Source organism: Haladaptatus sp. HS23 (assembly GCF_056892285.1).
On sequence record NZ_JBXGLH010000006.1, the window covers coordinates 122,869 to 147,063 of the forward strand.

Genomic DNA, 24,195 nt, shown 5'->3' on the forward strand with positions numbered 1-24,195 from the left:
GTCCATTAGCTAATTAATTTATTTACATTTAGTAATGTATAATTTATTATATCTAAAGTAACTATACTGTCGAAACTGATATATCCTATCAATACTAACGTCTCGATATGGGTTCAGTATCCAATGAAAATTCTGAGCTAACTGTTAGCGAACAATCTCAAGATGCTGGAACAACTATATGTCCATGTTGTGGTGTTCCAAACGACAAATTTTACAGATATTGTCGAGAATGTACCGCATGTTTACGTGACTCCTCTAATGCTCAATATCGAATGTTATCAAGGGTCGCTTAATTCAGTGAATGAGTAAACATGGGAACTGGCATTGTGTGTGGCTTTTTGCCAGATTGGGTGTGTCGTTAGCTGCTATTAGCAGTGTGGATTCGCGCAGTGGTGAACGATGTATTCAAGTTCCAACACAGACAGCGCATATTCAGCGTGCAGGTTTTGAAAGCCATTATTGGTGACGACGAGTGGCGATCTCATTGTGCGTTTATCCAAGGTGACAAATGACGTTTCGATAAAACGTAGCTATCTTAGTGAGGTTCGTCACATAAAGTGCGGTGTGGCTAATTGGGGCGATGCCCGGGATGACAAGCATATGTCCTATACTTTGAACGACTTTGTGGTTTCTCTCTACGGGAGGGTTGTAATTGGTTTACTACTATCGACCGTGGGCCACTCGTACCCAACACTAGACCACAAGCGTTATTTGATGCTCTCTCTTGGCTACTATCGTACTAAACTAAACATCGATGAACACAATAGAGTATTATATCAGCTACGTAAGCAACGGAGGGACACTCAGTGTTGAGGAGGCTCGCGAAGTTTCTCGATTGCTATTGAAAGACGCCACGGAGACTCAGATCGGTGCATTACTCGCTTCTCTTCGCACAAGAGGAGAAACTGAAGCTGAGATTGCTGGTTTCGCAAAAGGAATGCGTGATACGATGCGGACAATCAACCCTGCTGGCTTTCCACTTGTCGATACTTGCGGTACAGGGGGTGACGACTACAATACAATCAACGTTTCGACAATCAGTGCGATTGTCGCAGCGGGAGCGGGCGCGACGGTCGCCAAACACGGAAACTATTCGGTCTCCTCTTCCTCGGGAAGCTCCGACGTACTAGATGTCGCTGGTGTACGTATCGAGGCGGAACCACAAGACGTCAAAACCGCAATCGAGCGCGACGGGATCGGATTCTTGCATGCACCAGTCTTCAACCCGATGATGGAGACGGTTATCGATCCACGCAGGGAACTCGGAATCCGAACTATATTCAACATTCTCGGACCATTAACTAACCCCGCTAGTGCCGACGCACAGGTACTCGGTGTCTACGATCCGGAGCTAGTGCCGATTATTGCTAAGGCATTGGTCCGATTGAGGGTCGACCGTTCACTCGTTGTACACGGTTCCGGACTCGATGAGATTGCAATCCATGGCGCAACGACCATCGCTGAAGTCACTGGTGACTCTATCGACGAATACACCATCGACCCCTCCGACCTCGGATTGGGGACCCACGATATTGAATCGGTATCCGGTGGAACTCCCGAGGAGAACGCGGCAGATCTCCGCGGAATACTCCGCGGTTCGGTCACTGGTGCGAAGCGTGACATCGTACTTGCGAACGCTGGTGCGACAGTGTACATCGCTGGCCTTGCTGAAACGCTCGAGGAAGGAGTTGACTGCGCTCGCGAGGCAATCGAGTCAGGTGCCGCCGCCGCTAAACTTGAAACTCTGTGTGCGTAGTTTTGTAGCCAAAGAGAGTTACCTCAAAGAATTTAGGGTTTGAACTGTACCACGCTGTCAATGGCCGAAGGACATTGTTTCTCAATTTATCACGATCATCTCTATGAACCGTCGATGCACAGTGTCTCTATTAACAGAACACAGATAATTGGGAGAGCGGACTATACACCGGTGATGGGTATTCTGAACTTCGTGCCCGATTCCTTCTCTTAGGATGGTCGTTATACGACGATTGAGAATACTGTTGCACAGGCACACGAAATAGACGGGGTATGTGAAGACGTAATTGATTCCATCTCTTCAACGACTGCGAGAGGGGTACTCGGTTACGACACTATAGCGAGTATCTTCGTTGAGAGTCAAGCTCTGACCGCTGACAATTCCGTCATGGCTCAACGGGGTGAGAACCGAAGCGAACCCATATCCCTGTTTATCACTCACTGTCCTGGTCACATTGACGACCTTTTCGCCACCAATCAGATATTCCGCGTAAGATGTATGATAAATAAATTTTGACGGCAACCAGTATCCCTGTCTGTGAAGAAGTGAGACCACTCCCACATCCATTCGTTTTGTGAGGTGCTAACTATTGGAGTGCACTATCGAGACGCTCGATCGGTGTCTGGATACGTCCGACGTGGTCGCTGAGTTGCGTACGGCAGGAAGCACCGGGAGCAACGACCTCCTCTCCGAGGCTCGCATCTACTTGGTCGTAGAGGATAGAGCCAATTGCCTTGCTCATCGAGTAGTGTTCTGCCTCGTATCCGAACGATCCAGCCATTCCACAACACGTCGAGTCCAATGGGTCGACACGGAATCCAGCCCGCCGCAAGACGCCGACCGCATGATGATCTTTCTTGACTGCCTTCTGGTGGCAGTGACCGTGGTAGGCGAGTGCTGTATTCGTGTCTGTTTCAGGGAGTGCCGCATCAAGCCCGAAGATGTCAAGATACTCCATGACACCGTAAGTGTTCGCCGCAAGGGTTTCGACGTCAGATCCAGACAGGAGGTCGAGGTAGTCCGACTGAAACATCACCGCGTCGGACGGTTCGACAACGACTACGTCCCACTTCTCTTCGACGAGGGGTGTCAACGCCTCAACATTTTCCTTAGCAATCCGTCGAGACTTGTCAAGGAACCCCTTCGAGTGGGCGGGGCGACCACTGTCCGTTTGTTTTGTGAGAGCGACATATATACCTGCAGCTTCGAGTACTCGGACCGCAGCTTTTCCGGCTTCTGGGTGGCTGTAATTTGTGTACGTGTCCGGAAACAACAGCACTGACCGGGTCGCTTCCGACTGTGAAACCGTCGTACCACCCCTCTTTTCGAACCAATCTTGGAGAGTTTCGCGCTCGAATGTTGGGAGATCTCGGTCAGCGGCGATGCCGACCGTCTTTTCCATGAGTGTCCGGGCACCCGGAAGGGTCGATGCGACGTTCGACAGTGGGGCAAGCATGGAGCCGACCGCCGACAGTCGGTCGATGTTCGCGAAGAGGTGGTCTCGGAGGCTCGCCCCGTCGCGCTGATGACGTTCGTGCAGCATTTCGACCTTCATCTTCGCCATGTCAACCTCACTCGGGCAGTCGCGGGCACATCCTTTGCAGCCGACACAAAGGTCAAGCACCTCGTTGGCAAATTCGTCGCTGAACTGCTCGTCTTTAGAGAGTTCGCCGCTCATTGCCTGCCGAAGCATGTTCGCCCGTCCGCGGGTGGCTTGGATTTCCTCTCCGGCTGCGCGGTAGGTTGGACACATCACGCCACCGGTGGTCTCCTGTTCGCCGCGACAGCCGCCACATCCGTGACAGAGCTCCGCCATTCCTTGGAATCCATTTTCGTTTTCCCAGATGAGTTCGGGCTCGAAGCCGGCGTCGAACTCGTAGTCCGGATCAAATCGGAGATGCTCGGTCATACTGTGAGCTTCGACCGGTCCGCCCCCGGGTTCGTGGGTCGGCACATCCTCGTCGGGGGCAACGCCGCAGACGTTCCCCGGATTGAGCAACCAGTTGGGGTCGTAGGCTGATTTCAAGTCGCGGAACGCCTGCCAGAGTCGGTTGCCGTACAGTTTCTGATTCCACTGGGTCCGGGCGCGGCCGTCGCCGTGCTCGCCTGAAACCGACCCATCGAACTCGACGACAAAGTCGGTCACCTCATCGGCGATGGTCTCGAAGGTTTCTAGCCCCTCAACCGTCTTCGTATTGACGAGCGGGCGAACGTGGAGCACGCCCGGTCCGGCGTGGGCGTAGAAACTTGTATTCGCGTCATGAGTGTCGATGACTTCTCGAAAGCGCTCGACGTACTCGGGGAGACGTTCGGCTGGCACGGCACAGTCCTCAATGAACGAAATATGCTTCTCGTCGGTCGTCCGCGACAACAGGATCGGTGCAGCGGCCTTGCGCATCTTCCAGAGGCCTGCCCGTGATTCGGCGTCGTGGGCTTCGATCGCGGCGAAGGCGCGTGCATCGGCCGCCGGTTCGACGCCCTCCGAAGGCTCACCGAGCGGTGTCGCGGACGGGACGCGCGCCGCGAGGAGGTCAGCGACCTGCTGATGACCGTGCGCCTCAGAGTCGGCGTAAAACTCCACCAGCAGCGCCCCGCGAGTCCCATCAGGAAGCGACGCGGCGACGTCGTGGAACTCAGCTGTGTCGAGCGCGAGGTCGACGAGCACGTCGTCGATGAGTTCGACTGCAGCGGGGCCATGCTCGAGGATAGGCGCCACATCGGCTGCGGCATCGACCACATCCTCGTAGGTTAGCAGTGCGACTGCCTTCGTCTCCGGAACGGGTTCAAGTGAGACGGTCGCCTCGGTGATGACGGCGAGCGTCCCCTCGCTCCCAGCGAGAAGGCGTGCGAGGTTCACCGTACCAGGGTCGCTATCGGGGTCGACACCCGAGTCGTCCGGAAGCGGTCGCTCGCCTCTGGCTTCGTTAATGAGGACATCGAGATTGTACCCGGAGACGTTGCGCTTGAGATCCGGATAGCGAGCGTCAATCTCATCGGTCTCTTCGTCGAGGACGCGAATAATTTCAGCGTAGATTCGTGGGAGGAGATCGCTGTCAGGGCCATCCGATCCCCATGCTTCCGCATTGGGGTCGGACTTCTCCCGCAACTCGTCGACCGCAACCTCGCCGAAACGAGTCACCGTTCCATCCGCCAGGACTACCTCGACTTCCTCAACATAGTAGTCGGTCTTGCCGTACACCAGTGAGTGAGCGCCAGTCGAGTTGTTGCCAATGGCACCGCCGAGCACCGAGCGGTCGCCAGCCGCCGGATCAGGGCCGAACTTCAATCCCTCTGGGGCAACCGCACGGTTGAGATCAGCAAGTACCGTCCCAGCTTGTGCGGTTGCCGTTCGACCACTGGCATCAATGGTCAGTATATTATCCATGTAACGCGAGAAGTCGAGCACAACAGCCTCGTTCACAGCCTGGCCAGCGAGACTAGTGCCACCTCCTCGGGGGAGAACTGGAATTGCTCGTTTCGCACAGTATGTTACTGTCCGCGCGACATCGACTGTTGACGTCGGCATGACGACCCCGATAGGCTGGATTTCGTAGGCACTCGCGTCAGTCGCGTACAGTTGTCGAGTGTAATCATCGAAGCGCACGTCACCATCAACGAGTTCGTCTAGATCCGTGATAGTCGTCGAACGGTCAGCACGGTCGGCTGTATAGTCATACGTTGTCGCTGGGTATTGAGTTGGATCTGCAGAGTTACCGTACTCCATCGGATCGATACCGGCGTTGTCACGTCCCGCCATCTTACAGCCCCCATCCGAGTTGAATCGGGACAATGGGACTGCAGGCCCTTCTGTAAGAGCTATTGGTTAAGAGTGATACACTGGTCCGGAGGATTTCCACGTCAAAGCTTGACATATTTTTTAGGGCAACGCGTTGATTGGATAGTTGTGGTCTATTTGGTGATTATTCATTGAATTCATGCTTTTGGATATCAGCATAGGGATGCTGATTGTTGCTCTCGATGTAGAGCGTTCGGGCAGTAGTCTAATGAACACCTTGCTTAGTCCAAATGAATACCGGATTGCGAGAGACATAAACCTTCGTTAACCGCACAAGATAGTCCTTGAGTTCAACTCTTTTATTTGGATCCTTTTCGTACGATAAGAATTCGAGAGATTCCAATACGTACATTTCGAATTAACTATCCAGTGAACAAACTGACGTCGCCTTGTCAGATCCGTGAGCTTACCGCAAGGGTGGATGGCGACCAGGAGAAGGACGACAGGCAAGTAGACACCCATTCATCGTTCTTCAGACCCTAGCGGGACGATGTCGCTTGGGTCGGCAAAACAACTTGATCATCGCTTGGAGGCTGTTCGGTAAAAGACCACTCTGATTCTGCCCACACAGTTAACTGTTAGTCGCTCGGATTTCATGGTGTGAGCTCAAATAACGACGAGCAGAGTGAAGCGTTCATTGAAAATGCTCTTCTCACCGAAGTGTTCGGACTTCATCCTCAAACCAGAGTGCTTGCTGCAATGGTGACTAAACACGACGAAAACCTCGCTGCATTCACCGAGAGCGAGTTACGTCGTATCGGAGGAGTGGATTCAGATGAACTCTCGGAAGCACTTGATAAGCTAATGCAAATAGGACTAATCACAGTAGTCGATACGGATACTCCTTCCAAAGCCGCGTACCAACTCAACCGTGGCAATCTCGTTGCAGAACAACTGATTGAATTCAACGAAGCGATCACTCAAAACCTGCGTCAATAGCCAGTAGCTCACACTGTTGGTGAACATACGACTATACAGTTGTGAACGGGTGAAATCCCGAGAAATTCTGGCACCTGATAGAGTAGAGAACAGTTGTTGATTTGGAAACCGACCGGAGGAACTTGAGGACAGAGGGTTTTATTTGAATTGCGGTAAGTCGTACCTATATGGCGCTTATAGAGAGAGCACTCTCAGCTGAGAACAAAGAGATCCGCGACCGCGCACATGAATTCGCCACAGAAGTCGTCGCACCGAGAGCCGAAGAGATTGAGGAGACAGACGAGTTCCCACGTGATGTTATGCAGGCTGCCGCTGACTACGGACTCCTTGGAATCCTCCTCCCCTCAGAGTACGGAGGGCTAGACTCCAATTTTCTCTCGTACTGTCTTGCGGTCGAGGAGGTCGCTCGTGAAAGCGGAGCCGTCGCGGAGAGCATTCAAGGACACACGTTCGCGGCGCTTCCGATAGCTCGGTTCGGTACGGACGAGCAGTGTAAAGTCCACTTGCGACCGATGATCGAGGGTGAGAAAATCGGTGCAATGCTGTTGACGGAACCGGGTGCAGGTAGCTCACCCACAGAGCTTGAGACGATTGCTGAGCAGCAACAGGACGGCTACCTGCTTTCGGGTGAGAAAGCGTTTGGCACAAATGCCGGTGTCGCCGATCTTCATCTCGTAGTAGCGAGAGCTCGTCCCGCGCCAGAGGATTCCCACGGTGTCAGTGTCTTCTTGGTGCCTGGACCCGAGAATGTTTCCGGACTCGAGTTCGACCGGACGCGTTTCATGGGCATGCGTGGCCATGTTACTGGCGATACGACCCTCAATGAAGTATCTGTTCCTGATGACGCACTACTTGGCGACATTGGTCAGGGATTTCGAATCGCGATGGGGACGATAGACATGGCACGCACTGGCCTCGGTGCGATTGCTACCGGAATCGCTGGGTCGGCGTTTGATCGTGCGGTGGCATATGCTGGAAGTCGTGAGCAAGGTGGACAAGCAGTAGGGAACTACCAAGCAGTTCAGGTGCTCGTCGCCGATATGGACGCCCAACTTGACTCGGCCAGACATCTAGTGTTCGACTCTGCCGCTGCCCTTTCTTCAGGGGAGGGAAGCACTCGCGCTTCTAGTAAGGCCAAGTTTGTCGGCAGTGATACCGCAGAGTTTGTCACACGGAATGCCATTCAGATTCACGGTGGCAAGGGGTATCGAAAGGATCTCCCCCTTGAACGATACTATCGAGATGCAAAGATTCTGAGTCTCATCGGTGGAACAACCGAGATTCAGAAGACAACTGTTGCCGGTACTGTGCTCAATCTCTGATTCCGCACAGATATTACCTCTTTCCATCGATTAGTTTAGACCCCTACACGACTTCTGCTCCCTGTGATTCTCAGGGAAAGTAACGTGTCGGGCATCCCTGTAACGAATTTTATCTTATCGCTCGGAGTCGACTTCTGATGGATCGGGAACGTCCTTCTCTCCAAGTTCTGCCTTGACGAAGTCCGGCTTGCGCTTTTCGAGAAACGCTGAGATTCCTTCCTTGGCACCAGGCGTGTCGAGTAATTGGTTCTGTAGTTCCGTCTCGTACGCCAGGGCGTCCGAAAGTGGAAGTTCCATTCCGTGATTGACCGCAAGCTTGTCGAACCCGACGGCTTTGTTCGGGAGCTCGGCCACCTCATGTGCGAACTCGAGTGCCTCTGCCTCTGCTTCGCCCGCGGTAGCGAGTTCATCAAACAATCCAAGATCATGCGCTTTCTCGGGTGTGAGCGTATCACCAGACAGCATCAGTTTTAGTGCTTTCGAACGGCCAATGTATCGAGGCAGCAACTGAGAGCCTGCTTCACCGGGGATGAGACCTAGGTCAATTTCGGGAACACCGATACTGTACTCCTCGTCGTTTCCGATGTATCGGATGTCTGCTGCAAGGGCAATCTCCAGTCCGCCACCCATACAGTGACCATCGACAGCGGCAATGAACAGTGTGTCCGTCGCGCGCATTTTCATGAGCACTTCTTTGCTCGTCTGACTTACTTTCCCGACGTGCTCACTGGATTCCTCTTGGAGCCCCTCAATGTCGTATCCCGTCAGGAAGAATCGATCGTTTCCACTTGCAAAGACGACGACACGGACGTCGTCATCGAACCGGACACTCTCTACAGCAGTCTGGAGTTCCAGAACCGTGTCAAGAGTGTGTGCGTTCGCTGGCGGACGGTTCACCCGAAGAATACCGACGTGATTGTTTACTTCTGTACTGAAGTCAGTCAACTCGAGCTCGCTGAACGAATTCATGCAGTATGTTATCCTCGGACCATCTACTTATAGGTTGATGTACGAAACGTTGAACCGGATCCCTGCCGAAATCAAACTGTGCCACGAAACTACGAAGAGATATCCCTCACGGATGACGAACGACATGAACTCCTTGAGAACGCGCCAGTGATGCGGTTTGCGAGCGTCGGAGAGAATGGACTTCCGCACGTCGTCCCGGTAGCGTTCGCGGAGATCGATGGTCTCCTCTGTTTCGAAACGGATGAAGACTCTATCAAGACAGCAAACGTCAGATCTACCGGCAAGGCTGCAGCTGTCATTGACGCTGGTGCGAGTGAGTATTCACAACATCATGGACTGATGTGGCGCGGTGAGGCAACCGTCATCGATGACCGTGAGATGGAGAAGGCAATCGAACGGGCATTGTTCGGGACGGTCAAATCGATTCCAGACTCCGGCGGCCATGCCAGAGTGAAAATAGCGCTGGAACCCAAGTCCAAAGTGTCGTGGGATTTCAGGAAACTCAGTCCCTAACGACCAGTATCTGGCCGTTTACCGTCGTATTTTATACGTTCGAACATGGTTCGGCAGTCACGGCAGTAGTATTGGGTCTTTGAAATCTCCGACCCGAAATCCGATTCCTTCTTGACATCATTTGACCCACAGAATGGACACTCAGGCTGGAAATCATCATGTTCGTCTACTGGCTTTTTAGTCACGATGCTCATTCGGCTGCGAACTCTTTGTTTCGAACGCCGACGAGAGAGTCGATAACTGACTGATCGATTCCGCCATTACCGACTCGCCGGCGTTCCTGGTTCCACTCTTCGACAGAGGGCCCTAAGCGGTCGACGGAATCGAGAGCTACGTCCGTCTCTGCAAAGAGGTCTTCATAGTGAGCTAAGACTGCTTCTCGGAGCTCGGCGGCCGATCTGTCAGTGAATCCGGCCTGAACTACTGGGTCTGACTCACTGTCGAATGAGGACGGGCCAATAAAGGCCAGAACCTTCGGGAGTGCTGTTTCGAGCATTGACTGAGTGCTTTCTGGGTCATCTTCGGCGAGCGTGAGGAGTTTAGCGTCGTGGTAGTCGAGATGGAAGTACTCGTCTTCCCCGATTTTGCTAATCATCCCTTCTAAGTTATTGGACGTGATCGAATCGAGCATGTACCAGACGGCTCGGTCCGTCGTTGCAACCGTCACTAAGAACTCCTCCCAGCTTTCACTTTCGGTGTCCAAGGTCGCTGCGTTGTTGAACTCTTCTGGTGATCGATCCCCTTCGAGCCACTCGCTTTCCGAACCTTGTTGTTCGAGCTCCCGGAACAGCTGTCTCACGTGTCCGACTTCGTCCTGTGCGGCACTCGCCCCGCCGATGTCGTCTTCGAGGGACGGTCCGGCAAGCATCCACTCCGCATATCGATGTGAAAGCAGCAGCTTTGTGTCTGCGATGGCTTGAACGTATTCGGTTGTCTCCTCGTTCCACTCGCTCATGCATCCACCTCGGGCGATGGCGCTTTCGGGTTACTGGTCACTTCCACCAAGTTCTCCTCGGCAACGACTGACATATAATCCCAGTCCTCTTCGTTAAATGTCGTCCGCGCGTAGGACTTCGCTAGCCGATCGTTGTCGGCCTCAACGCGGCCGACGTTCAGGGTTTCGTCACCTGCGTTCACACGTGCAAATACTTCGTATCTCATAGACTTATCCCGGATTCACGCATTTTCTCTCGGACCTCCGGTTCGAGCATATCTTTTGACCAGACAGGGTCCCACACGATATCGATTGTTACCGAATCTACGCCTTCGACCGGTCTCAGGATACTTCGGATGTCATTCTGAATGAATTCGTAGGCGGGACATCCCATGCAAGGGAACGTCATTTGGACGGTAACGTCCCTCCCGTCGACACTTACGTCGTAAATCATCCCCATCTCCACCAAACTCACGGGGATGTGTGGGTCTGGGATCTCATCGATAAGGTCCCAAAGGTGCTTTTCAAACCCCGAAGTGTCTTGGCTTGGCCCGACATCGAAATCATCACTACCTGCAGTGTTTACGCTCACGCAAGACCCTCCAGCTTCCCGGATTGGATCATGTTAACATATTTTTCGTTCGCTGGACCGCGAGCCCGCCAGCGGTCGATTACGTCGGACCAGGAAATCGGTTCATCGAATAGCCACTGCTTGTTCTCTGCATCGTACGCAACTGGCAAGTCGTACTCGAGCTCGTATTCCTCTGTTTCCTCGTTGTAGTGGGCCGGCACATCTAGACCGAGCTCGTTACAGAGAGGCACCGATCGGCTCATCCACTCCTGACGGAGTTCGTCGTTAGTGAGTCCCTTGATTGAATATTCGATCTGGTCGCTGTGTTTCTTCTGGTCGTCCGGAAGGCCGAACCACTCGATTGCGATGGGGAACATCCAATCGACAGCATCCTGCAGTTTCTGCTTTGTCTTTTCGTTCTTCGTCGCCAGTCGGCGCATCCAAGTCTCACCATGACGGAGATGGAATTGCTCCTCCTTACTTACTTTTGTCAACGCGCGTTTCCAAGGTGCGTACGAGGTATTCTCGTGAACGTCGCTTAGGAGAACGATTCCAGCTCGGTCGAACAAGCCGTGTGCGGAGACTAGCTCAGCGAAGTTCTCGATCTTCTGGTCGAATCCATAGGTGTTCCTGAACTCGTGGGGTTCCCGACCATATACGAGCTCTTCGCGGCTCTCACCGAGGTCCTCAAGGAGTCGGTAGGCGATGTGGCCGTGTCCGAGCTCGTCCTGAACGACGCTCACACATGATGTGCGTGCATTCAAACTCGGGGCGTTGAGTGATTGCTCGTAGTACGCTGGAGCGCTCATTAGCTCCGTGTCCCCAGAGACCTTCAGGATGGTTTTCAAGGCATCTCGGTATCCCTCGGTCATCTCTTCGGTCGACTCGATCATCCGACCGTTTTGCAGCTCTTGCTTGAACTTCCGTTCGCTAACCATAATTTGGCTTCCTCGTGCAATCGTTATTGCTACCACCATATAACCCTTTGGGAGAATCCAATTACAAAGCTCGAATCGGCCTACAGAGACTCACTACCGGCTGAACAGCTATTGCAGGGCAGGACAATCTCCGGTCGCCTACTCGTTCTGACTTTTACCAATTCCGGGGTAATCAACGCTTTTGAATTGGACATAAGATCTCACCACATTGGTTCTATTATTCCAGAGGTTCATCACAAAGATAGTGGTGCAATCGAGTTATCGAGGATAACCTATTTACCTCCACCTGTTCATCTCGCGAGTATGGATTTTAATATCCGACATGCCACGGTTGATGATGGCGAGGGATTAGTGGAACTCTGGCACGGGTTCACCGACCATCTGGCTGGATTCGACGATAGATACGAGCACAACGAATCGGCCGACGATCGATGGCTTTCATATTTCGAAAACCAACTCGTAGACTCAAAGTATGGCACGGTCATCGTTGCAGAACATGACGGCGACCTAGTGGGGATTCTGGAGGCGCGTATCACCGGCAATCATCCGATATTCAGACTAGAGAATCACGGACATGTATACGGGCACTACGTTGAGGATCGAATCCGTGGCGAAGGTGTTGGAAAAGCGCTCCTCGAAGCAGCCGAAGAGTGGTTCCTCGACCCCGCTCGGGAAGCCAATTTCTACCGCATCAACGTTATCGAAGGGGATAAGAACGCGAGCGAAATCTACGAATCGTACGGCCTACGTGCTGTGGAACACACCTTCGAGAAACAACTCAAGTAACAATGGTAAATACTTACGAAGTGGAATTCGTGGATGAAGGCCTCACAGTCGAAGTCACAGAAAATCAGCCCATTCTTGAAGCGGCTGAACAAGCCGGCCTCGACCTTCCGTATCAGTGTCGAATGGGGGTGTGTGGGGTTTGTGCGGGAATGGTGCTTGAAGGCGAGGTCGACCAGACCGAGGCTATGTTTCTCTCTGACAGCGAGCGCGAGGAAGGGTACATACTTACCTGTATCGCAGAACCCCGATCAGATCTCAAAATCAAAACACAAGAGAGCCCGTAACGCAAACTCGCCATTTTAGACGCTATTCTCGTTCCATACTTTGATGAAGGCTATATCCAAATTCGAATTAGTAATGTATACGATAGGCGTATTCAGACAGGATTACAGTCGTAGTGTTGTAATAGGGGGCGGCGACCGATACCAATCAAATACTGTTACAGTTGCTAAGATCTGGTGTGTGAGTTCCGGCCGATATCAATATACGATTAGTACTGTGATCCGGTGTGTGGGGTCGTTGATCTAATTTTGAAAACGCGGTCATATTTGCCAAGGTGCGGTGTGGAACCTCTACTACTTGGCGTATACTATTTCGAATACGCTAATTGTATACGGCCAAATGGGGCCCAAAACCCGCTACTACCCGGATATTGAGGGATTCATCACGAGGTCAATACACTACAACTAAAAATAAGGTCGCGTCAATGCGGTGATGGCGGATCAGTGTATACAATCAGTTATACCGCTGAATCGAGTTGGGCTTGGTCCTTTTCACGAAGTTCTTTTCGTTGTATTTTTCCAGTCTCTGTTCGCGGAAGCTGCTTGACAAACTTGACCGCTCGGGGGTATTTGTATGGTGCAAGTGTGTTTTTCACCTTGTTCTGCAGTTCGCTGATGAGTTCCTCGCTAGACGAGTATCCCGAATTGAGGATGACGTACGCTTTGACGATCTGCCCCCGCTGTTCGTCCGGGCTCCCGATTACAGCAACTTCACTTACTGCATCATGCCCTTCCAGTACCTCTTCTACTTCTGGACCTGGAATGTTATACCCGCTTGAGATGATGAGATCACCGCGACGGGACTTATATTCGAAGCGACCATCTTCCCGCTGAACGAAGATATCTCCTGGGAGGCTCCAACCGTCTTCTACGACGTCGGCCTGCTTGTCTGGACGGTTCCAATATGTCATCCCCGTTGGTCCGCGAACGGCAAGTAACCCGGGTGTGCCGCGAGGAACATCTTCTCCGGTATCGGGGTCAACGATTTTACACTCGTATCCAGGCACGGGAAAGCCAGTCGCGCTCGAATCGATGTCATCTGTGTGGCGGTGGCTGATGAAGATATGCAGCATCTCGGTTGTGCCGATACCGTCGAGTAATTCGATTCCATACTCCTTTTTGAACCGTTCAAATGTGGTCGATGTCAAAGGCTCACCCGCGCTTAGTCCAAGTCGAAGGGACGATACGTTGTACTCTTCTGGTCCATTTGGGTTCTTTGCGAGGATTTGATTGAACCCCGTCGGAATGGAGCAGAATACGGTAATCCCATGATTTTCAATCGCTTTGAGAAGCGTCTCTGGATTCGCATCTTCGACTAAACTGGTGCTTGCTCCAAATCGAAGGGGAAATGTGACCAAGTCGCCATACCCATAGGCAAACGGTAGTGGTGGATTCCCACCGAATACGTCCTCCTCTGACGGGTCAAGGCAATACTTTGCATAGCCATCTGCAGTAGCTAGCAGTTGCCGATGAGTATGGAACGTGCCCTTTGGTCGACCCGTGGTTCCACTCGTATATAGCATGAGAGCGAGGTCATCACGCTCTGTTTCGTACGGGTCAAGTGTGGATGATGCCTCGTCGATGACGTCGTCGAAACCGAGGTGATCGTGATCAACGTCATTAGATCGATCTGCAACGATAACAGTTTCAACCGTCTCGAGATCGTCTAGTGCCTGCTCAACTTCATCTAAAAGACCGCCGTATACCACGATTGCCGAAACCTCGGCATCGTTCATTATGTACGTGATTTCTTTCGCCCGGAGGAGTTTCATGGACGGCAGTGGCACACCCCCGAGCTTCTGCACAGCGAGACATGCGATTATTGCTTCCGGACGGTTTGGGAACCGAACGAAAACACGATCTCCAGATTCAATCCCTCGGTCTCGAAGTGCGTTCCCAAATTTGTTCACTAGGGTCTGTAACTCGTTATAGGTGATCTCACGGTCATCGAAATATATTGCAACATTATCTCCACGTCCTTCGTCGACGTGTTTATCGACTAATTCAACCGCGACGTTCACCTGTTCTGGGTAATGGATCTCCGGAAGTGGATTGATGAAATCTGGGCGCTCCTCTGCATCCGGCAGGAAATCCTGCGGGATATTAACTTGCATACCGTCTGTACCATTCTGGTTAGACTGAATATACCTTACGGATATACCCTCCGAATTTGGGTTTAAATTATTATTTATGATGGCTGAGTCAGAGCTCGAGCCATTGCATACTAGAAATGAGTGGTCATAGGAACACGTTCGTTGTGCGTAAGCACTCTCTTATCAAAAATATATAGTATGAGGTCGATTCGAATAATCGCTGGATATATCTGTGAGATCGACGACTAACCAGTCGCTATGGGTCAGCCTAATATCGAACAACAGATTCGGTTAGACGGGAAAATCGTATGTATCACGGGCGGTGCGGGAGGAATTGGGACGGCAATCGGTGAAACCGTCGCTTCTCTCGGCTCAGACGTCGCCATCGCAGACGTCGCCGAGGAGAAGGCAAGCGAAAATGCACGCAAACTCGAAGAAAAGTACGACGTCAACGCAATTGCAGTCGAGACCGATGTGACGGCGTATGACGATGCCCAAGAGATGGTCGAGACTGTCGAGGATGAGTTGGGATCGATCGATATACTTGTAAATAATGCCGGTATCGCGAGAGCAGAATCATTCATCGAGACCGAACCCGAAGATTGGGATACTTTGATTGGGGTTGCCCAGTATGGCACTCTGAACTGTACTCACGCCGCTCTCCCGGCGATGATTGCACGAGGTGAGGGCGTAGTTATTAACTTCGCTAGTGGCTCATATCGCGGGAATGATCCGAGACTTTCGATCTATGGAGCAGCGAAAGCAGCAAACGTTTCATTCACAAAGACACTCGCAAAAGAGGTGGGCAGTGAGGGAATCCGTGTCAATTGTGTGTCCCCAGGCACAGTTCGAACACAGGCTACAGAAGAATGGATCGACAAGTATGAGGACTCAATTTCGGAGTCATACGCGCTCAAGCGAGTTGGGGAGCCACAGGAAGTCGCAAATATTGTTGCACTCTTAGCGAGCGACATAGCTGGTTGGGTGACCGGCGAAGTCGTTCACGTCGACGGAGGCTATCTTCGACGATAATCGACGTTCAGAACCGAAGAATATCCTTGGTAGCTCCGGTGACACGACTTCTTCTGGTTATCTTGTATCTTGCTGGATCATTCCCCTAGAGTATATATGGATGGGTCGATAAACCCTGTTTGATGTCTGAACGCGAATTCGACACAATCTCGTGGAGCTTCGATGATGAATCTGGGATTGGTGAGGTAGTTCTCGATCGTCCCAATGCGATGAACGCAATCGACGAAACAATGCAGCGAGAGGTCATCGCTGCCTTTGATGAGTTCCAGAAGGTCGATGAAGAGGCTGACGGCGTCGCGGTTAGTGCCGTGATTATGTCTGGCGCTGGAGATCGTGCCTACAGTAGTGGACTTGATCTCAACGAAATGAAAGGCCTCGATACCCACGATCAGCGAAAACAAATACCCGACCTCTTCTGCGAGGCAACGGATGCGATCGAGTCATATGATGCCCCAGTGATCGCAAAAATCGATGGGCTCTGTTTGGGTGGTGGATTTGAGTTCGCCATTGCCTGTGACTTCCGCTTTGCGAGTGAGGAGAGTCGATTCGGACAACCAGAAGTCAACTTCGGCCTCCTTCCCGGAGGCGGGGCTGCACAGCGACTTTCGACGATTATTGGTGTAAGTCAGGCAAAAGAACTGTGTATGACTGGGAAGCAGATCAGTGCAGAAGAGGCAAAAGAATACGGGGCACTAAATGAAGTTCATTCTGCTGATGAACTCGATGACGCTGTTCAGGAATTCGCGGAGACGCTTGCGAGCAAGCCACCCCTTGCTCTTCGTGGCATCAAGGACGCATCGAACATGACTCGACAAGTCGGTTATAAAGAGGCACTCGATTACGGGGGCCACATCTGGGTCACTCTATCCGAAACTGAAGACTACACTGAAGGGATGGAGGCATACGCTGAAGAGCGAGAGCCAGACTACCAAGGGAAGTAGCGCTCTCAGAGCACAGCCCGGTTGAATTTTTACGTCTAAAGAAAAGATAGTTTGTGAGAAAGATATTGGGGTGAGAGCGGTGACTGAAACTCAAAAGAGAGGGTACCGTATTAGCAGCGCCCAACATATTCCCAATACGCCGGTTTGGGCTGTAACAGACCTACTCGAACAAGTTTACTGGCGTAATAGCATCGAGGAACTTCGCTGCTGTTCTGACCAGATATCCTAGAACACGTTCGAACGGTAAACTCGTGTTACTCGGTTCAAAGGCCGAGAATACGTGTTACTTAAAGGGCATGAGCATTTCTGTATCAAAAGAAATGGGATATCCCGATCGATCATAACATCCGTATTCGGTGATACCCCTGATGTTCGTTTGCCCATTACTCGATAGCTCGTGGGCAATTTGGATAGTCTCATTATCCACTTCAAGAACGTCGCATGAGACTGACAACCTTGATTCGAAATACACAGGGGATAAAAATTCCCAGCTCCAATTTCGGAGATGATACGGTTGCTTTTCACCTTGTAATTCAGCACGGCTTGTTCCTCGTTCACACAAGAACTCTTCGAGCGAAATGTCCGCAAACCGAGGATACTCTTCGAAGTATGCAAGTTCTGCCCCCTCTATATGTGGACTGCGAATATCGAATGCCGTGGAAAATGATGGGTAATTGGATTTACTGGAGGTTTCTTTCACAGCGCCAACTTCGGGACTTCGATCAACACAAGCATCGATGAAATCCGAGCGAGTGTGATCGGGTAGCGGTAATGCAGTTCCAGTAGGAGAAATCGTAACATGAGTCATCCGAGCTGTTGCTAGCTGTTCATCGTCGCCGTTGACTACCTCATACAGTAATTCAATGCTAGAATCCCCCACATTTGTCGGTTTTGTTTCAACGGTTATGGTCTCACCAATCGTTGGATATCGATCAATCGAGGTATGGACTATTACGGGTGCATAAGGGATTCCGTCAGCAGCAAGGATTTCTTCGAAAGAATAATCGAAAGCCCTCGCGATCTCTTGTGTAGAAATCAGCTGCCAATCAAAAAATGATGCACCATGCACAAGCGGACCAACAAGTTCGCCGAATTGCACTGGGTGATCAACAATAGTTTGCATGTTCCGAGGAGTCGTGATCAATGATTATTAAGGTATGGATCTTGAGTAGGAACTCCGGTCTCTATACTATTAATTACACCTTGTTCGTACGTCCATATGAGTCGAGTAGTAACAATCTTGCCCGATACAAAGAATTAAATAATACTTCCATGAGGAACTCGGAGATTAGTTCAAACCAACATCGGTACTCAAGCGCGGGGTTCAGGAGAGAAAACTCAAAAGAAGTACAGCGAGGTGTTTTATAGATAATATCTGCTATTAGTCGTAAGCTCTACCTCAATTTCGGCATATAAAAAATATCAATGATCTTTGCGTGAGAAGATATTCGTTGCACGCCAGAACACCACTTCGTCGCCATCCTCGTTTGTTCCCGTTACTTCGAACTCAATATTCCCCCGACCTTCGTGTGATGTTGAAGCGGTTTTTTTAGTGATTAGACACGTGACATCTATATTGTCGCCCGGTCTAACAGAATTCGGCCATCGTACCTCATCAAGTCCGAACGATCCAGATGTCGCTGTATCATTCAGAAACTCATCCACCAATAAGCGCATACATGAGCTTGCAAGATACCAGCCACTCACAATAATGTCATCTTGTAACGTCTCCATAGACATGTCTTCGTCCGGTTGGAGTAGTTGAGGGTGCCACTGTTCAGCGAATTCTATTTGTTCGTCTCGCTTGGCCGTAAAACTTCCCAAGTCGTGGACATCTCCGACATCAATATCCTCGTAGTAAAGCTTCTTCATCAAACTAATCTATTATCCCTTGTTAACAAAAGTCTTGGCCTTCCTGCCAGGTGTTAATGTACATTTGATTTTTTCACCTCTTTAAATAAGGCAAAAATAATTAAATGTGATTGATCTATTATATGTCTTTAAATAGATCGTCAAGTCGATGGTGTACGTCCGGTTTCGTGGTGTACATTCCACCCTCCTCAGACAGAAGGTTGTTGTTAGAAAGATGGTTTAGGTGTGCATACGCTTCCCCCGGACCATGAAGAATGTGAATCCCGTCTAAATCACCAAATAGCTCTGCACTAACCGTCCATGCATCCATAGCCGACTGCTCAGACAAGATTTTAATAATGCGCTGACTCCGCTCGTGATGATGATCGATGATTTCTTGAGCTCGAGTTGCGGGAGCGTCGATGACGTGTCGGTGTCCGGGGTAAGCACGTTTGTAGCCAGCATCTCGAATCCGGCGTAGTGTGATAAGATACGACTTTAATGGATCTGAAACGCGCACATCTGCTCCACCAACGTTTGGTGTATAGTGAGGTAAAAGTGCATCACCAGCAAACAGCGCCATTCCATTGTCGGCTTCGAATGCAAAACCAATATGGCCGGCTGTGTGACCAGGCGTATGGACGACGGTTAGTTGCTGGTCCCCGACCGTGATAACGTCGCCATTGGTATGCATCACGGGGTCGGCGGGTTCGTCACGTAGTTTATCGTGCTGTTTCAGGAAGTCAAGTAACTCACGTTGGGCAGTCGTCGGCATTCCCCACCGATCGAAAAATGAACGCTGTTGTTCACGAAATTGATTGACTGCTTCCGATTCTCGTGAAATGAGCGGCGCATCAGCAGTGTGAGCATGGACGGTTGCTCCACTCTCTTGCTGGAAAGATCCTGCTAGGCCGATGTGGTCCTCATGTAAATGCGTCAAGAGGATATGGTCGAGATCAGCCACTCGCAGGTCATGATCATTAAGTCCCTTCCGAAGTGCTTCTTCTGTTTGAGGCACTGATACACCAGTATCGATTAGAGCAGTTTCGCTGCCATGAAGTAGGTAAGCATTGTTCTTTCCTTCGAATTCTTTATTGCTCAGCTGGATCGCGTCGACAATCACGACTAGTGAGATGTACTGATCAATAATAATAATCTAGGATATTACCCGGATAGATAACTGCCTTGATTTAAAATAGAGAATAAACTCTCGCGTTCTTTTTAGGAATTGAGGATTCTAAGTAGATACAACATGAAATTAGATAATATCAAAGGGCACTGTCTAGATACGGAAAACCAAGCAACAGCGGTACGGGTGGCGAAGTGTTACCCAGCGATCATAGGTGACTGATTTTTGATATCTAGATTGGCTGCACTGTAAGAAGACGGAATTCGGCTGCTTCACCGAAAACCTAGCCATGATGATACAAAGTGGTTCGCTCGCTACTCCCGTTAAAGACGCTGAAACGCCACTCTACAACAGAATCCCTTAACTAGACAGTGCCTATCAAAATTAACTGTCCGGCCCCTGAACGTTGTATTACTAATAAAAGATTGTAAAGTATACCGATATAAATAGATGTGTTTTATCTTTGTCCTTCTCAATCTACACTGGTTCTACTGCTTCACTCTTATTCTGGGAAGAAACCTTGCTACACCCGAGTTTGTTGTGTTCGATAATATCGCCAAATCCATTACTGTATTTACAGACTATGAATCTTTGTATGCAATAATTAGTCGAATAGAATTCAATCCTCATTCTGATTAATTTTATTTCTACTGACAAAAAGAGTTCTCACTTATTAGACTGGCGATTAGTCAATCGAATTCTCCCCTCGACTTCGTAGATATGGCCTCGCATGTAGAGCCGTTCAACGATATCTTCCGCAGCGGGTCGATCGAGATCCTTTTCTTCGTTGAGAATCGCAAACGCATGTTCATACGTAATCCCTCGCTCACTCGGAAATGCTACGGCGAGCGCATCGAGTGCTTCTTGCGCGAGAGGGGTAAGTGGCGGTTCCTCATTCGAAATCATTCGTACTACTGAATATGTGTACACAACAAGTAAATCCTGGGATGTGATTATGTGTATCGCTGTTTTCTATAGGTTAAGCACTCATTCATTGTCTATTGATTCAGAGTCGATGAAATTTCTATCCACGACGAGGCCAGCTTCGTAGATGTCACCGACAACACGGGAACTGTTTTCAAGCTTATAACATTAACTCGATTTTGGGATGATTCTTTTGAAAGAATGCGGACGACTTTTGAAGGTTGCTCACAGGAAAGATCACAGATGTAAAACGTAAAATCGTACTCGCGAATGCCAGCACAACAATACATGTAGCTGACATTACTGATTTACTCTTTGAGGAAATCGGTGACGCTCGTACGACGATTAAGTCGAATGCCAATATCATCAAACGCGTAGATCTGTGTGCATAGTTCCTAATTCACTACATTTATTCGAATCAAGCAATAACATACAGTAGTAGTATGAAGAAAACACAGGTGTTTGGGAACTCAGATCGGACAGAAGTGATGGGTATCCTAAATGTCACGCCAGATTCCTTCTCTGATGGCGGTCAATATACAACAATCGAGGATGCGATCGCAAGAGCTCGCAAAATTAGTGAGGCGGGTGCAGATATCATTGACATCGGTGGTGTAAGTACGCGTCCTGGAGCGGATCCTATCTCCACGCAGGAAGAACTGGATAGAGTTCTCCCTGTTGTCGAACGCGTTTGCGCTGAGCCCAATATCGAATCACATATATCAATTGACACATACGATTCTGACGTCGCTGAGGCGGCACTCAATGCTGGTGTCGATATCATCAATGACCAAAATGGGCTTGGTAATTCAGATATGAGATCGCTTGTTTCTACCCACGAATGCAAAGCAGTACTTATGGATTCGGTCAATTTACCGGTTGACCCCGAATTCAAACCTGACACTACTGATATAGTTGCTGATGTCCGTGAGCGTTTAAAAGAACGAGTCGCAGACGCTCGCGCAGCAGGTATCTCTGATGATCAAATTATACTTGACCCGGGAATCGGGTTCGCAACGACTGAGGACGATGATCTCGAATTACTTGCTCGAACTGCTGAATTCGTCGAACTTGGCCTACCTGTGCTCATAGGCGCGTCGCGAAAGTCATTCATAGAGAAATTCACTAACCTCTTACCGAACGAACGAGTTTCACCAAGTCTCGCTGCTCACCTAGTCGCTGCAGAGAACGGTGCTGACATCGTACGAGTCCACGATGTCGCTGAAACCGTCAGTGCACTCCAGACGGCAGAAGCATTGTGGAGTCGTCAGCCGGACAGGTGAGGCGTTGAGAACCGAGAGAAGCCAGTGGTTGCCGCAATCGACGGTACCTGCGTTAGCAGCGGCTTCAACCTTATTTCGGTATGCGAGCTCCAGAATCGGAATTTCAAATAACGCCTGGGTTCTCCAAACACAACATCAGTCTCACCCCTGAACTCGGTGGCTGTTCTCGATTCATCCAGAAGGTTTGTGCGGGGAAGGCCAAAGATCTCATCTTCACAAGCGAACTGTTTGACGGGGAGAAAGCCTATACTTTCGGCGTCATCAAATAATTGGCAGACTAGCCCATAACGAGAGTGTAGGAAGCGAGAGCTTCCAGGACTAGCCATTACAAATATCCGGCCACACCGATCGTATGACAAAAGGGCAAGTTAAGGAAAGTCGCACTGCTTACTCGAAACGTCGAGGTGTGATTCGAAAGAGCGCCCGCACAGGCACTAACGCGTCATTTGCAATTAATGAAATCAGATGACTAGGAGATAAGAGAAGGAGAGAAATCTGACGAACGAATGCCGTCTACACCGAAGAAAAATAGGGTCTTAGAAGCGCGTGGACAGTTCGACCGCGTCGATTGCCTTTCTTGTCGCTCGATAGGCAATCGGGCAGTCAGCGACTTGCTCAACGAGGCCAATCGCTTCCGCGTACTCGAGGTGAGCAGCAGCCTCTCCCGCACCCATCTTCGCGTGGATACCGGACATTTCCCCGAAGAGCGTCTGAGCAACATCCCAGGGTGTCATGACACCATCCGCAGATGTCGCCTCCGCGACGGCACGAACGCGTTCTCGATGATGCTGTCTCGTCGTCTTGATACGCTTGGCGAGGTGAACCGTTGGGCCGTGGCCAGGACGTGCACAGGGATCAACATCCAACGCTATGAGTGTGTCGAGGGTGTCAAGGTACGTCGCAAGCGGATTCTTACCCTCGGTACGGGTGTCGCTTCCACCAACGTTCGGCGTATACATCGGAAGGATCGCGTCACCGGTGTAGAGAGTTTGATCCGCTTGAACGGCGACATGACCGCACGTATGACCCGGTGTGTGTCGAAGCGTGAGACCAGCGACAGTATCTCCGTCTTTGTGTCCAGCGACTGGAACAGAGTCAGGCATCGATGACGGCGTATCGCTCTCGCGAATGTCGGAGACAACCCAGTCTGGAACGCCCCACCGGTTGAGCGTCGCTACGTCTCGCGTGAGTCGACGATCTCGTTCGCTCGCGTACTTGCGAACTAGGGGGGCATCCTGCGTGTGCAGGTGGAGAATGGCATCAGCAGCTGCCACTAAACGTGGTGCAAGACCCGTGTGGTCGGAGTGCCAGTGAGTTACAATTACATGGTCAATTGTAGAGAGGTCGACTCCATGGTCGGCGAGTCCAGTACGGAGTGTCGTGTACGGTACGTCACCCGGTGGGCCAGGGTCGATGACGACCCCACGTTCGGGAAATACGTATGTACTGTTTTCACCTTCGGGACCACCGTGCCCGTGAGCAATGCGAAATGCGGTCATGGTCGCGCGAACACATCCTGATCGGTACGTCGCTTGGTCTCTCTTGTTCTTGTAGTCATTCGAATCGTCCGGTTTGCTTGTACTTCTGCCCGTACTTGAGGTAGTGTTCGCACACCTTTTCGATCTCTGCTCGTTGAGCATCGCTCAGTGGACGCGTCTCCGCCGGAACACCGTAGGCAAGGTGTCCTTCCGGGACGGTTTGACCCTGTCTAACGAGACTTCCCGCCGCGACGAGGGAGTTCGCTTCGACTGTTGCATCCTGAAGTACGGCACTGTTTATTCCGACGAGCGAGTGTTCTTGGATGGTCGCGTAGTCGATGACAACACTGTGACCGACAGACACTTTGTCTTCAAGGGTAGCTCCATGGAGCATCGAGAATTCCTGAACGTTACATTTATCGCCTACGATTGTAGGCTCTTCGTCCTCGCCTCCCCGAAGACAGACGAACGGCCAGATGCTCGACTTTTCTCCCACAGTAACATCCCCGATAAGGTAGGACATCTTAGAAACGAACGCTGAGTCTGCTACTATTGGCGACGATCCAAGTATCGATTCTTGCATATCTATACATCTGTTGATTACCTACATGATTCTTGCGCCGTGATCGACGGATTGTGTCTTGGTTCGGACCGTTGTT

22 protein-coding genes are annotated in these 24,195 nt (G+C 50.8%); 9 read left to right on the plus strand and 13 right to left on the minus strand.

The features are described from left to right. Nucleotides 1–754 precede the first annotated feature (754 nt). Nucleotides 755–1,756 carry an anthranilate phosphoribosyltransferase gene (gene trpD, locus AC1XDK_RS17025; RefSeq protein WP_483351159.1) on the plus strand — a complete coding sequence of 334 codons (1,002 nt, stop codon included), beginning with the start codon at nucleotides 755–757 and terminating at the stop codon, nucleotides 1,754–1,756. 586 nt (nucleotides 1,757–2,342) lie between these two features. Here trpD and AC1XDK_RS17030 read toward each other — a convergent pair. Continuing rightward, nucleotides 2,343–5,513, minus strand: a complete 3,171-nt coding sequence (locus AC1XDK_RS17030) for an FAD-binding and (Fe-S)-binding domain-containing protein (RefSeq protein WP_483351160.1) — start codon at nucleotides 5,511–5,513, stop codon at nucleotides 2,343–2,345. A gap of 639 nt (nucleotides 5,514–6,152) precedes the next feature. Here AC1XDK_RS17030 and AC1XDK_RS17035 point away from each other — a divergent pair. Together AC1XDK_RS17035 and AC1XDK_RS17040 are read left to right on the plus strand one after the other, a co-directional pair. Then, on the plus strand, nucleotides 6,153–6,491 hold the full coding sequence (locus tag AC1XDK_RS17035) for a hypothetical protein (RefSeq protein ID WP_483351161.1): 339 nt from the start codon (nucleotides 6,153–6,155) through the stop codon (nucleotides 6,489–6,491). Between the two features lie 167 nt (nucleotides 6,492–6,658). Next, nucleotides 6,659–7,813, plus strand: coding sequence for an acyl-CoA dehydrogenase family protein (locus AC1XDK_RS17040; protein WP_483351162.1), 1,155 nt, complete (start codon nucleotides 6,659–6,661; stop codon nucleotides 7,811–7,813). Nucleotides 7,814–7,927: 114 nt separating this feature from the next. Here the strand turns inward: AC1XDK_RS17040 and AC1XDK_RS17045 are convergent, their stop codons facing one another. Next, the gene (locus AC1XDK_RS17045) at nucleotides 7,928–8,782 is read right to left on the minus strand and encodes an enoyl-CoA hydratase/isomerase family protein (RefSeq protein ID WP_483351163.1); all 855 of its coding nucleotides are present in this window, start codon (nucleotides 8,780–8,782) and stop codon (nucleotides 7,928–7,930) included. A gap of 78 nt (nucleotides 8,783–8,860) precedes the next feature. On the opposite strand from AC1XDK_RS17045, the gene AC1XDK_RS17050 reads away from it, so the two are divergent. Then, the gene (locus AC1XDK_RS17050) at nucleotides 8,861–9,295 is read left to right on the plus strand and encodes a pyridoxamine 5'-phosphate oxidase family protein (RefSeq protein ID WP_483351164.1); all 435 of its coding nucleotides are present in this window, start codon (nucleotides 8,861–8,863) and stop codon (nucleotides 9,293–9,295) included. On the opposite strand, the gene AC1XDK_RS17055 is transcribed toward AC1XDK_RS17050, so the two are convergent. The 5 genes from AC1XDK_RS17055 to AC1XDK_RS17075 are packed head-to-tail and all read right to left on the minus strand — an operon-like array spanning nucleotide 9,292 to nucleotide 11,738. Continuing rightward, nucleotides 9,292–9,489 carry a PaaD-like zinc ribbon domain-containing protein gene (locus AC1XDK_RS17055; protein WP_483351165.1) on the minus strand — a complete coding sequence of 66 codons (198 nt, stop codon included), beginning with the start codon at nucleotides 9,487–9,489 and terminating at the stop codon, nucleotides 9,292–9,294. The two genes, AC1XDK_RS17050 and AC1XDK_RS17055, sit on opposite strands and share 4 nt — an antisense overlap. Next, nucleotides 9,486–10,250, minus strand: coding sequence for a Phenylacetic acid catabolic protein (locus tag AC1XDK_RS17060; protein WP_483351166.1), 765 nt, complete (start codon nucleotides 10,248–10,250; stop codon nucleotides 9,486–9,488). The genes AC1XDK_RS17055 and AC1XDK_RS17060 overlap by 4 nt, the downstream gene beginning before the upstream one ends. Continuing rightward, entirely contained in the window at nucleotides 10,247–10,456 is a 210-nt protein-coding gene (locus AC1XDK_RS17065; RefSeq protein WP_483351167.1) for a phenylacetic acid degradation PaaB family protein, read from the minus strand. Before AC1XDK_RS17065 ends, AC1XDK_RS17060 begins: the two co-directional genes overlap by 4 nt. Then, complete coding sequence (locus AC1XDK_RS17070; RefSeq protein ID WP_483351168.1) at nucleotides 10,453–10,821, minus strand: metal-sulfur cluster assembly factor; 369 nt, start codon at nucleotides 10,819–10,821, stop codon at nucleotides 10,453–10,455. Before AC1XDK_RS17070 ends, AC1XDK_RS17065 begins: the two co-directional genes overlap by 4 nt. Then, the gene (locus AC1XDK_RS17075; RefSeq protein ID WP_483351169.1) at nucleotides 10,818–11,738 is read right to left on the minus strand and encodes a Phenylacetic acid catabolic protein; all 921 of its coding nucleotides are present in this window, start codon (nucleotides 11,736–11,738) and stop codon (nucleotides 10,818–10,820) included. The genes AC1XDK_RS17070 and AC1XDK_RS17075 overlap by 4 nt, the downstream gene beginning before the upstream one ends. Nucleotides 11,739–12,041: 303 nt before the next feature. On the opposite strand from AC1XDK_RS17075, the gene AC1XDK_RS17080 reads away from it, so the two are divergent. Beyond that, the gene (locus AC1XDK_RS17080) at nucleotides 12,042–12,524 is read left to right on the plus strand and encodes a GNAT family N-acetyltransferase (protein ID WP_483351170.1); all 483 of its coding nucleotides are present in this window, start codon (nucleotides 12,042–12,044) and stop codon (nucleotides 12,522–12,524) included. Between the two features lie 2 nt (nucleotides 12,525–12,526). After that, entirely contained in the window at nucleotides 12,527–12,808 is a 282-nt protein-coding gene (locus AC1XDK_RS17085; RefSeq protein ID WP_483351171.1) for a 2Fe-2S iron-sulfur cluster-binding protein, read from the plus strand. A gap of 455 nt (nucleotides 12,809–13,263) precedes the next feature. Here the strand turns inward: AC1XDK_RS17085 and AC1XDK_RS17090 are convergent, their stop codons facing one another. Continuing rightward, nucleotides 13,264–14,919 (minus strand): acetate--CoA ligase, encoded by a 1,656-nt coding sequence (locus AC1XDK_RS17090; protein WP_483351172.1) that lies wholly within the window; start codon nucleotides 14,917–14,919, stop codon nucleotides 13,264–13,266. A 237-nt stretch (nucleotides 14,920–15,156) separates the two neighbouring features. Between AC1XDK_RS17090 and AC1XDK_RS17095 the strand changes: the two genes are divergently transcribed. Further along, nucleotides 15,157–15,930 (plus strand): SDR family NAD(P)-dependent oxidoreductase, encoded by a 774-nt coding sequence (locus tag AC1XDK_RS17095; RefSeq protein ID WP_483351173.1) that lies wholly within the window; start codon nucleotides 15,157–15,159, stop codon nucleotides 15,928–15,930. A gap of 122 nt (nucleotides 15,931–16,052) precedes the next feature. Then, on the plus strand, nucleotides 16,053–16,871 hold the full coding sequence (locus AC1XDK_RS17100; RefSeq protein WP_483351174.1) for an enoyl-CoA hydratase/isomerase family protein: 819 nt from the start codon (nucleotides 16,053–16,055) through the stop codon (nucleotides 16,869–16,871). Between the two features lie 283 nt (nucleotides 16,872–17,154). Here AC1XDK_RS17100 and AC1XDK_RS17105 read toward each other — a convergent pair whose 3' ends face one another. The 3 genes from AC1XDK_RS17105 to AC1XDK_RS17115 form a co-directional block, all read right to left on the minus strand. Next, on the minus strand, nucleotides 17,155–17,994 hold the full coding sequence (locus tag AC1XDK_RS17105; protein WP_483351175.1) for an acyl-CoA thioesterase: 840 nt from the start codon (nucleotides 17,992–17,994) through the stop codon (nucleotides 17,155–17,157). Nucleotides 17,995–18,293: 299 nt separating this feature from the next. Beyond that, the gene (locus tag AC1XDK_RS17110) at nucleotides 18,294–18,743 is read right to left on the minus strand and encodes a MaoC/PaaZ C-terminal domain-containing protein (protein WP_483351176.1); all 450 of its coding nucleotides are present in this window, start codon (nucleotides 18,741–18,743) and stop codon (nucleotides 18,294–18,296) included. 118 nt (nucleotides 18,744–18,861) lie between these two features. Further along, on the minus strand, nucleotides 18,862–19,845 hold the full coding sequence (locus AC1XDK_RS17115) for an MBL fold metallo-hydrolase (RefSeq protein WP_483351177.1): 984 nt from the start codon (nucleotides 19,843–19,845) through the stop codon (nucleotides 18,862–18,864). Nucleotides 19,846–21,218: 1,373 nt separating this feature from the next. On the opposite strand from AC1XDK_RS17115, the gene folP reads away from it, so the two are divergent. Further along, a complete protein-coding gene (gene folP, locus AC1XDK_RS17120; RefSeq protein WP_483351178.1) occupies nucleotides 21,219–22,058 on the plus strand; it encodes a dihydropteroate synthase in 840 nt (279 codons plus the stop codon). Nucleotides 22,059–22,594: 536 nt separating this feature from the next. Here the strand turns inward: folP and AC1XDK_RS17125 are convergent. Continuing rightward, the gene (locus AC1XDK_RS17125; RefSeq protein WP_483351179.1) at nucleotides 22,595–23,557 is read right to left on the minus strand and encodes an MBL fold metallo-hydrolase; all 963 of its coding nucleotides are present in this window, start codon (nucleotides 23,555–23,557) and stop codon (nucleotides 22,595–22,597) included. Between the two features lie 55 nt (nucleotides 23,558–23,612). Continuing rightward, a complete protein-coding gene (locus AC1XDK_RS17130) occupies nucleotides 23,613–24,119 on the minus strand; it encodes a gamma carbonic anhydrase family protein (RefSeq protein WP_483351180.1) in 507 nt (168 codons plus the stop codon). Nucleotides 24,120–24,195 lie beyond the last annotated feature (76 nt).

Excerpts from the sequence above, each read along its gene's own strand:
- trpD (WP_483351159.1), top strand. The coding sequence starts at position 755 with ATGAACACAATAGAGTATTATATCAGCTACGTAAGCAACGGAGGGACA.
- AC1XDK_RS17030 (WP_483351160.1), bottom strand. The coding sequence starts at position 5,513 with ATGGCGGGACGTGACAACGCCGGTATCGATCCGATGGAGTACGGTAAC.
- AC1XDK_RS17040 (WP_483351162.1), top strand. The coding sequence starts at position 6,659 with ATGGCGCTTATAGAGAGAGCACTCTCAGCTGAGAACAAAGAGATCCGC.
- AC1XDK_RS17045 (WP_483351163.1), bottom strand. The coding sequence starts at position 8,782 with ATGAATTCGTTCAGCGAGCTCGAGTTGACTGACTTCAGTACAGAAGTA.
- AC1XDK_RS17055 (WP_483351165.1), bottom strand. The coding sequence starts at position 9,489 with ATGAGCATCGTGACTAAAAAGCCAGTAGACGAACATGATGATTTCCAG.
- AC1XDK_RS17060 (WP_483351166.1), bottom strand. The coding sequence starts at position 10,250 with ATGAGCGAGTGGAACGAGGAGACAACCGAATACGTTCAAGCCATCGCA.
- AC1XDK_RS17065 (WP_483351167.1), bottom strand. The coding sequence starts at position 10,456 with ATGAGATACGAAGTATTTGCACGTGTGAACGCAGGTGACGAAACCCTG.
- AC1XDK_RS17075 (WP_483351169.1), bottom strand. The coding sequence starts at position 11,738 with ATGGTTAGCGAACGGAAGTTCAAGCAAGAGCTGCAAAACGGTCGGATG.
- AC1XDK_RS17080 (WP_483351170.1), top strand. The coding sequence starts at position 12,042 with ATGGATTTTAATATCCGACATGCCACGGTTGATGATGGCGAGGGATTA.
- AC1XDK_RS17085 (WP_483351171.1), top strand. The coding sequence starts at position 12,527 with ATGGTAAATACTTACGAAGTGGAATTCGTGGATGAAGGCCTCACAGTC.
- AC1XDK_RS17090 (WP_483351172.1), bottom strand. The coding sequence starts at position 14,919 with ATGCAAGTTAATATCCCGCAGGATTTCCTGCCGGATGCAGAGGAGCGC.
- AC1XDK_RS17095 (WP_483351173.1), top strand. The coding sequence starts at position 15,157 with ATGGGTCAGCCTAATATCGAACAACAGATTCGGTTAGACGGGAAAATC.
- AC1XDK_RS17100 (WP_483351174.1), top strand. The coding sequence starts at position 16,053 with ATGTCTGAACGCGAATTCGACACAATCTCGTGGAGCTTCGATGATGAA.
- AC1XDK_RS17105 (WP_483351175.1), bottom strand. The coding sequence starts at position 17,994 with ATGCAAACTATTGTTGATCACCCAGTGCAATTCGGCGAACTTGTTGGT.
- AC1XDK_RS17110 (WP_483351176.1), bottom strand. The coding sequence starts at position 18,743 with ATGAAGAAGCTTTACTACGAGGATATTGATGTCGGAGATGTCCACGAC.
- folP (WP_483351178.1), top strand. The coding sequence starts at position 21,219 with ATGAAGAAAACACAGGTGTTTGGGAACTCAGATCGGACAGAAGTGATG.
- AC1XDK_RS17125 (WP_483351179.1), bottom strand. The coding sequence starts at position 23,557 with ATGACCGCATTTCGCATTGCTCACGGGCACGGTGGTCCCGAAGGTGAA.
- AC1XDK_RS17130 (WP_483351180.1), bottom strand. The coding sequence starts at position 24,119 with ATGCAAGAATCGATACTTGGATCGTCGCCAATAGTAGCAGACTCAGCG.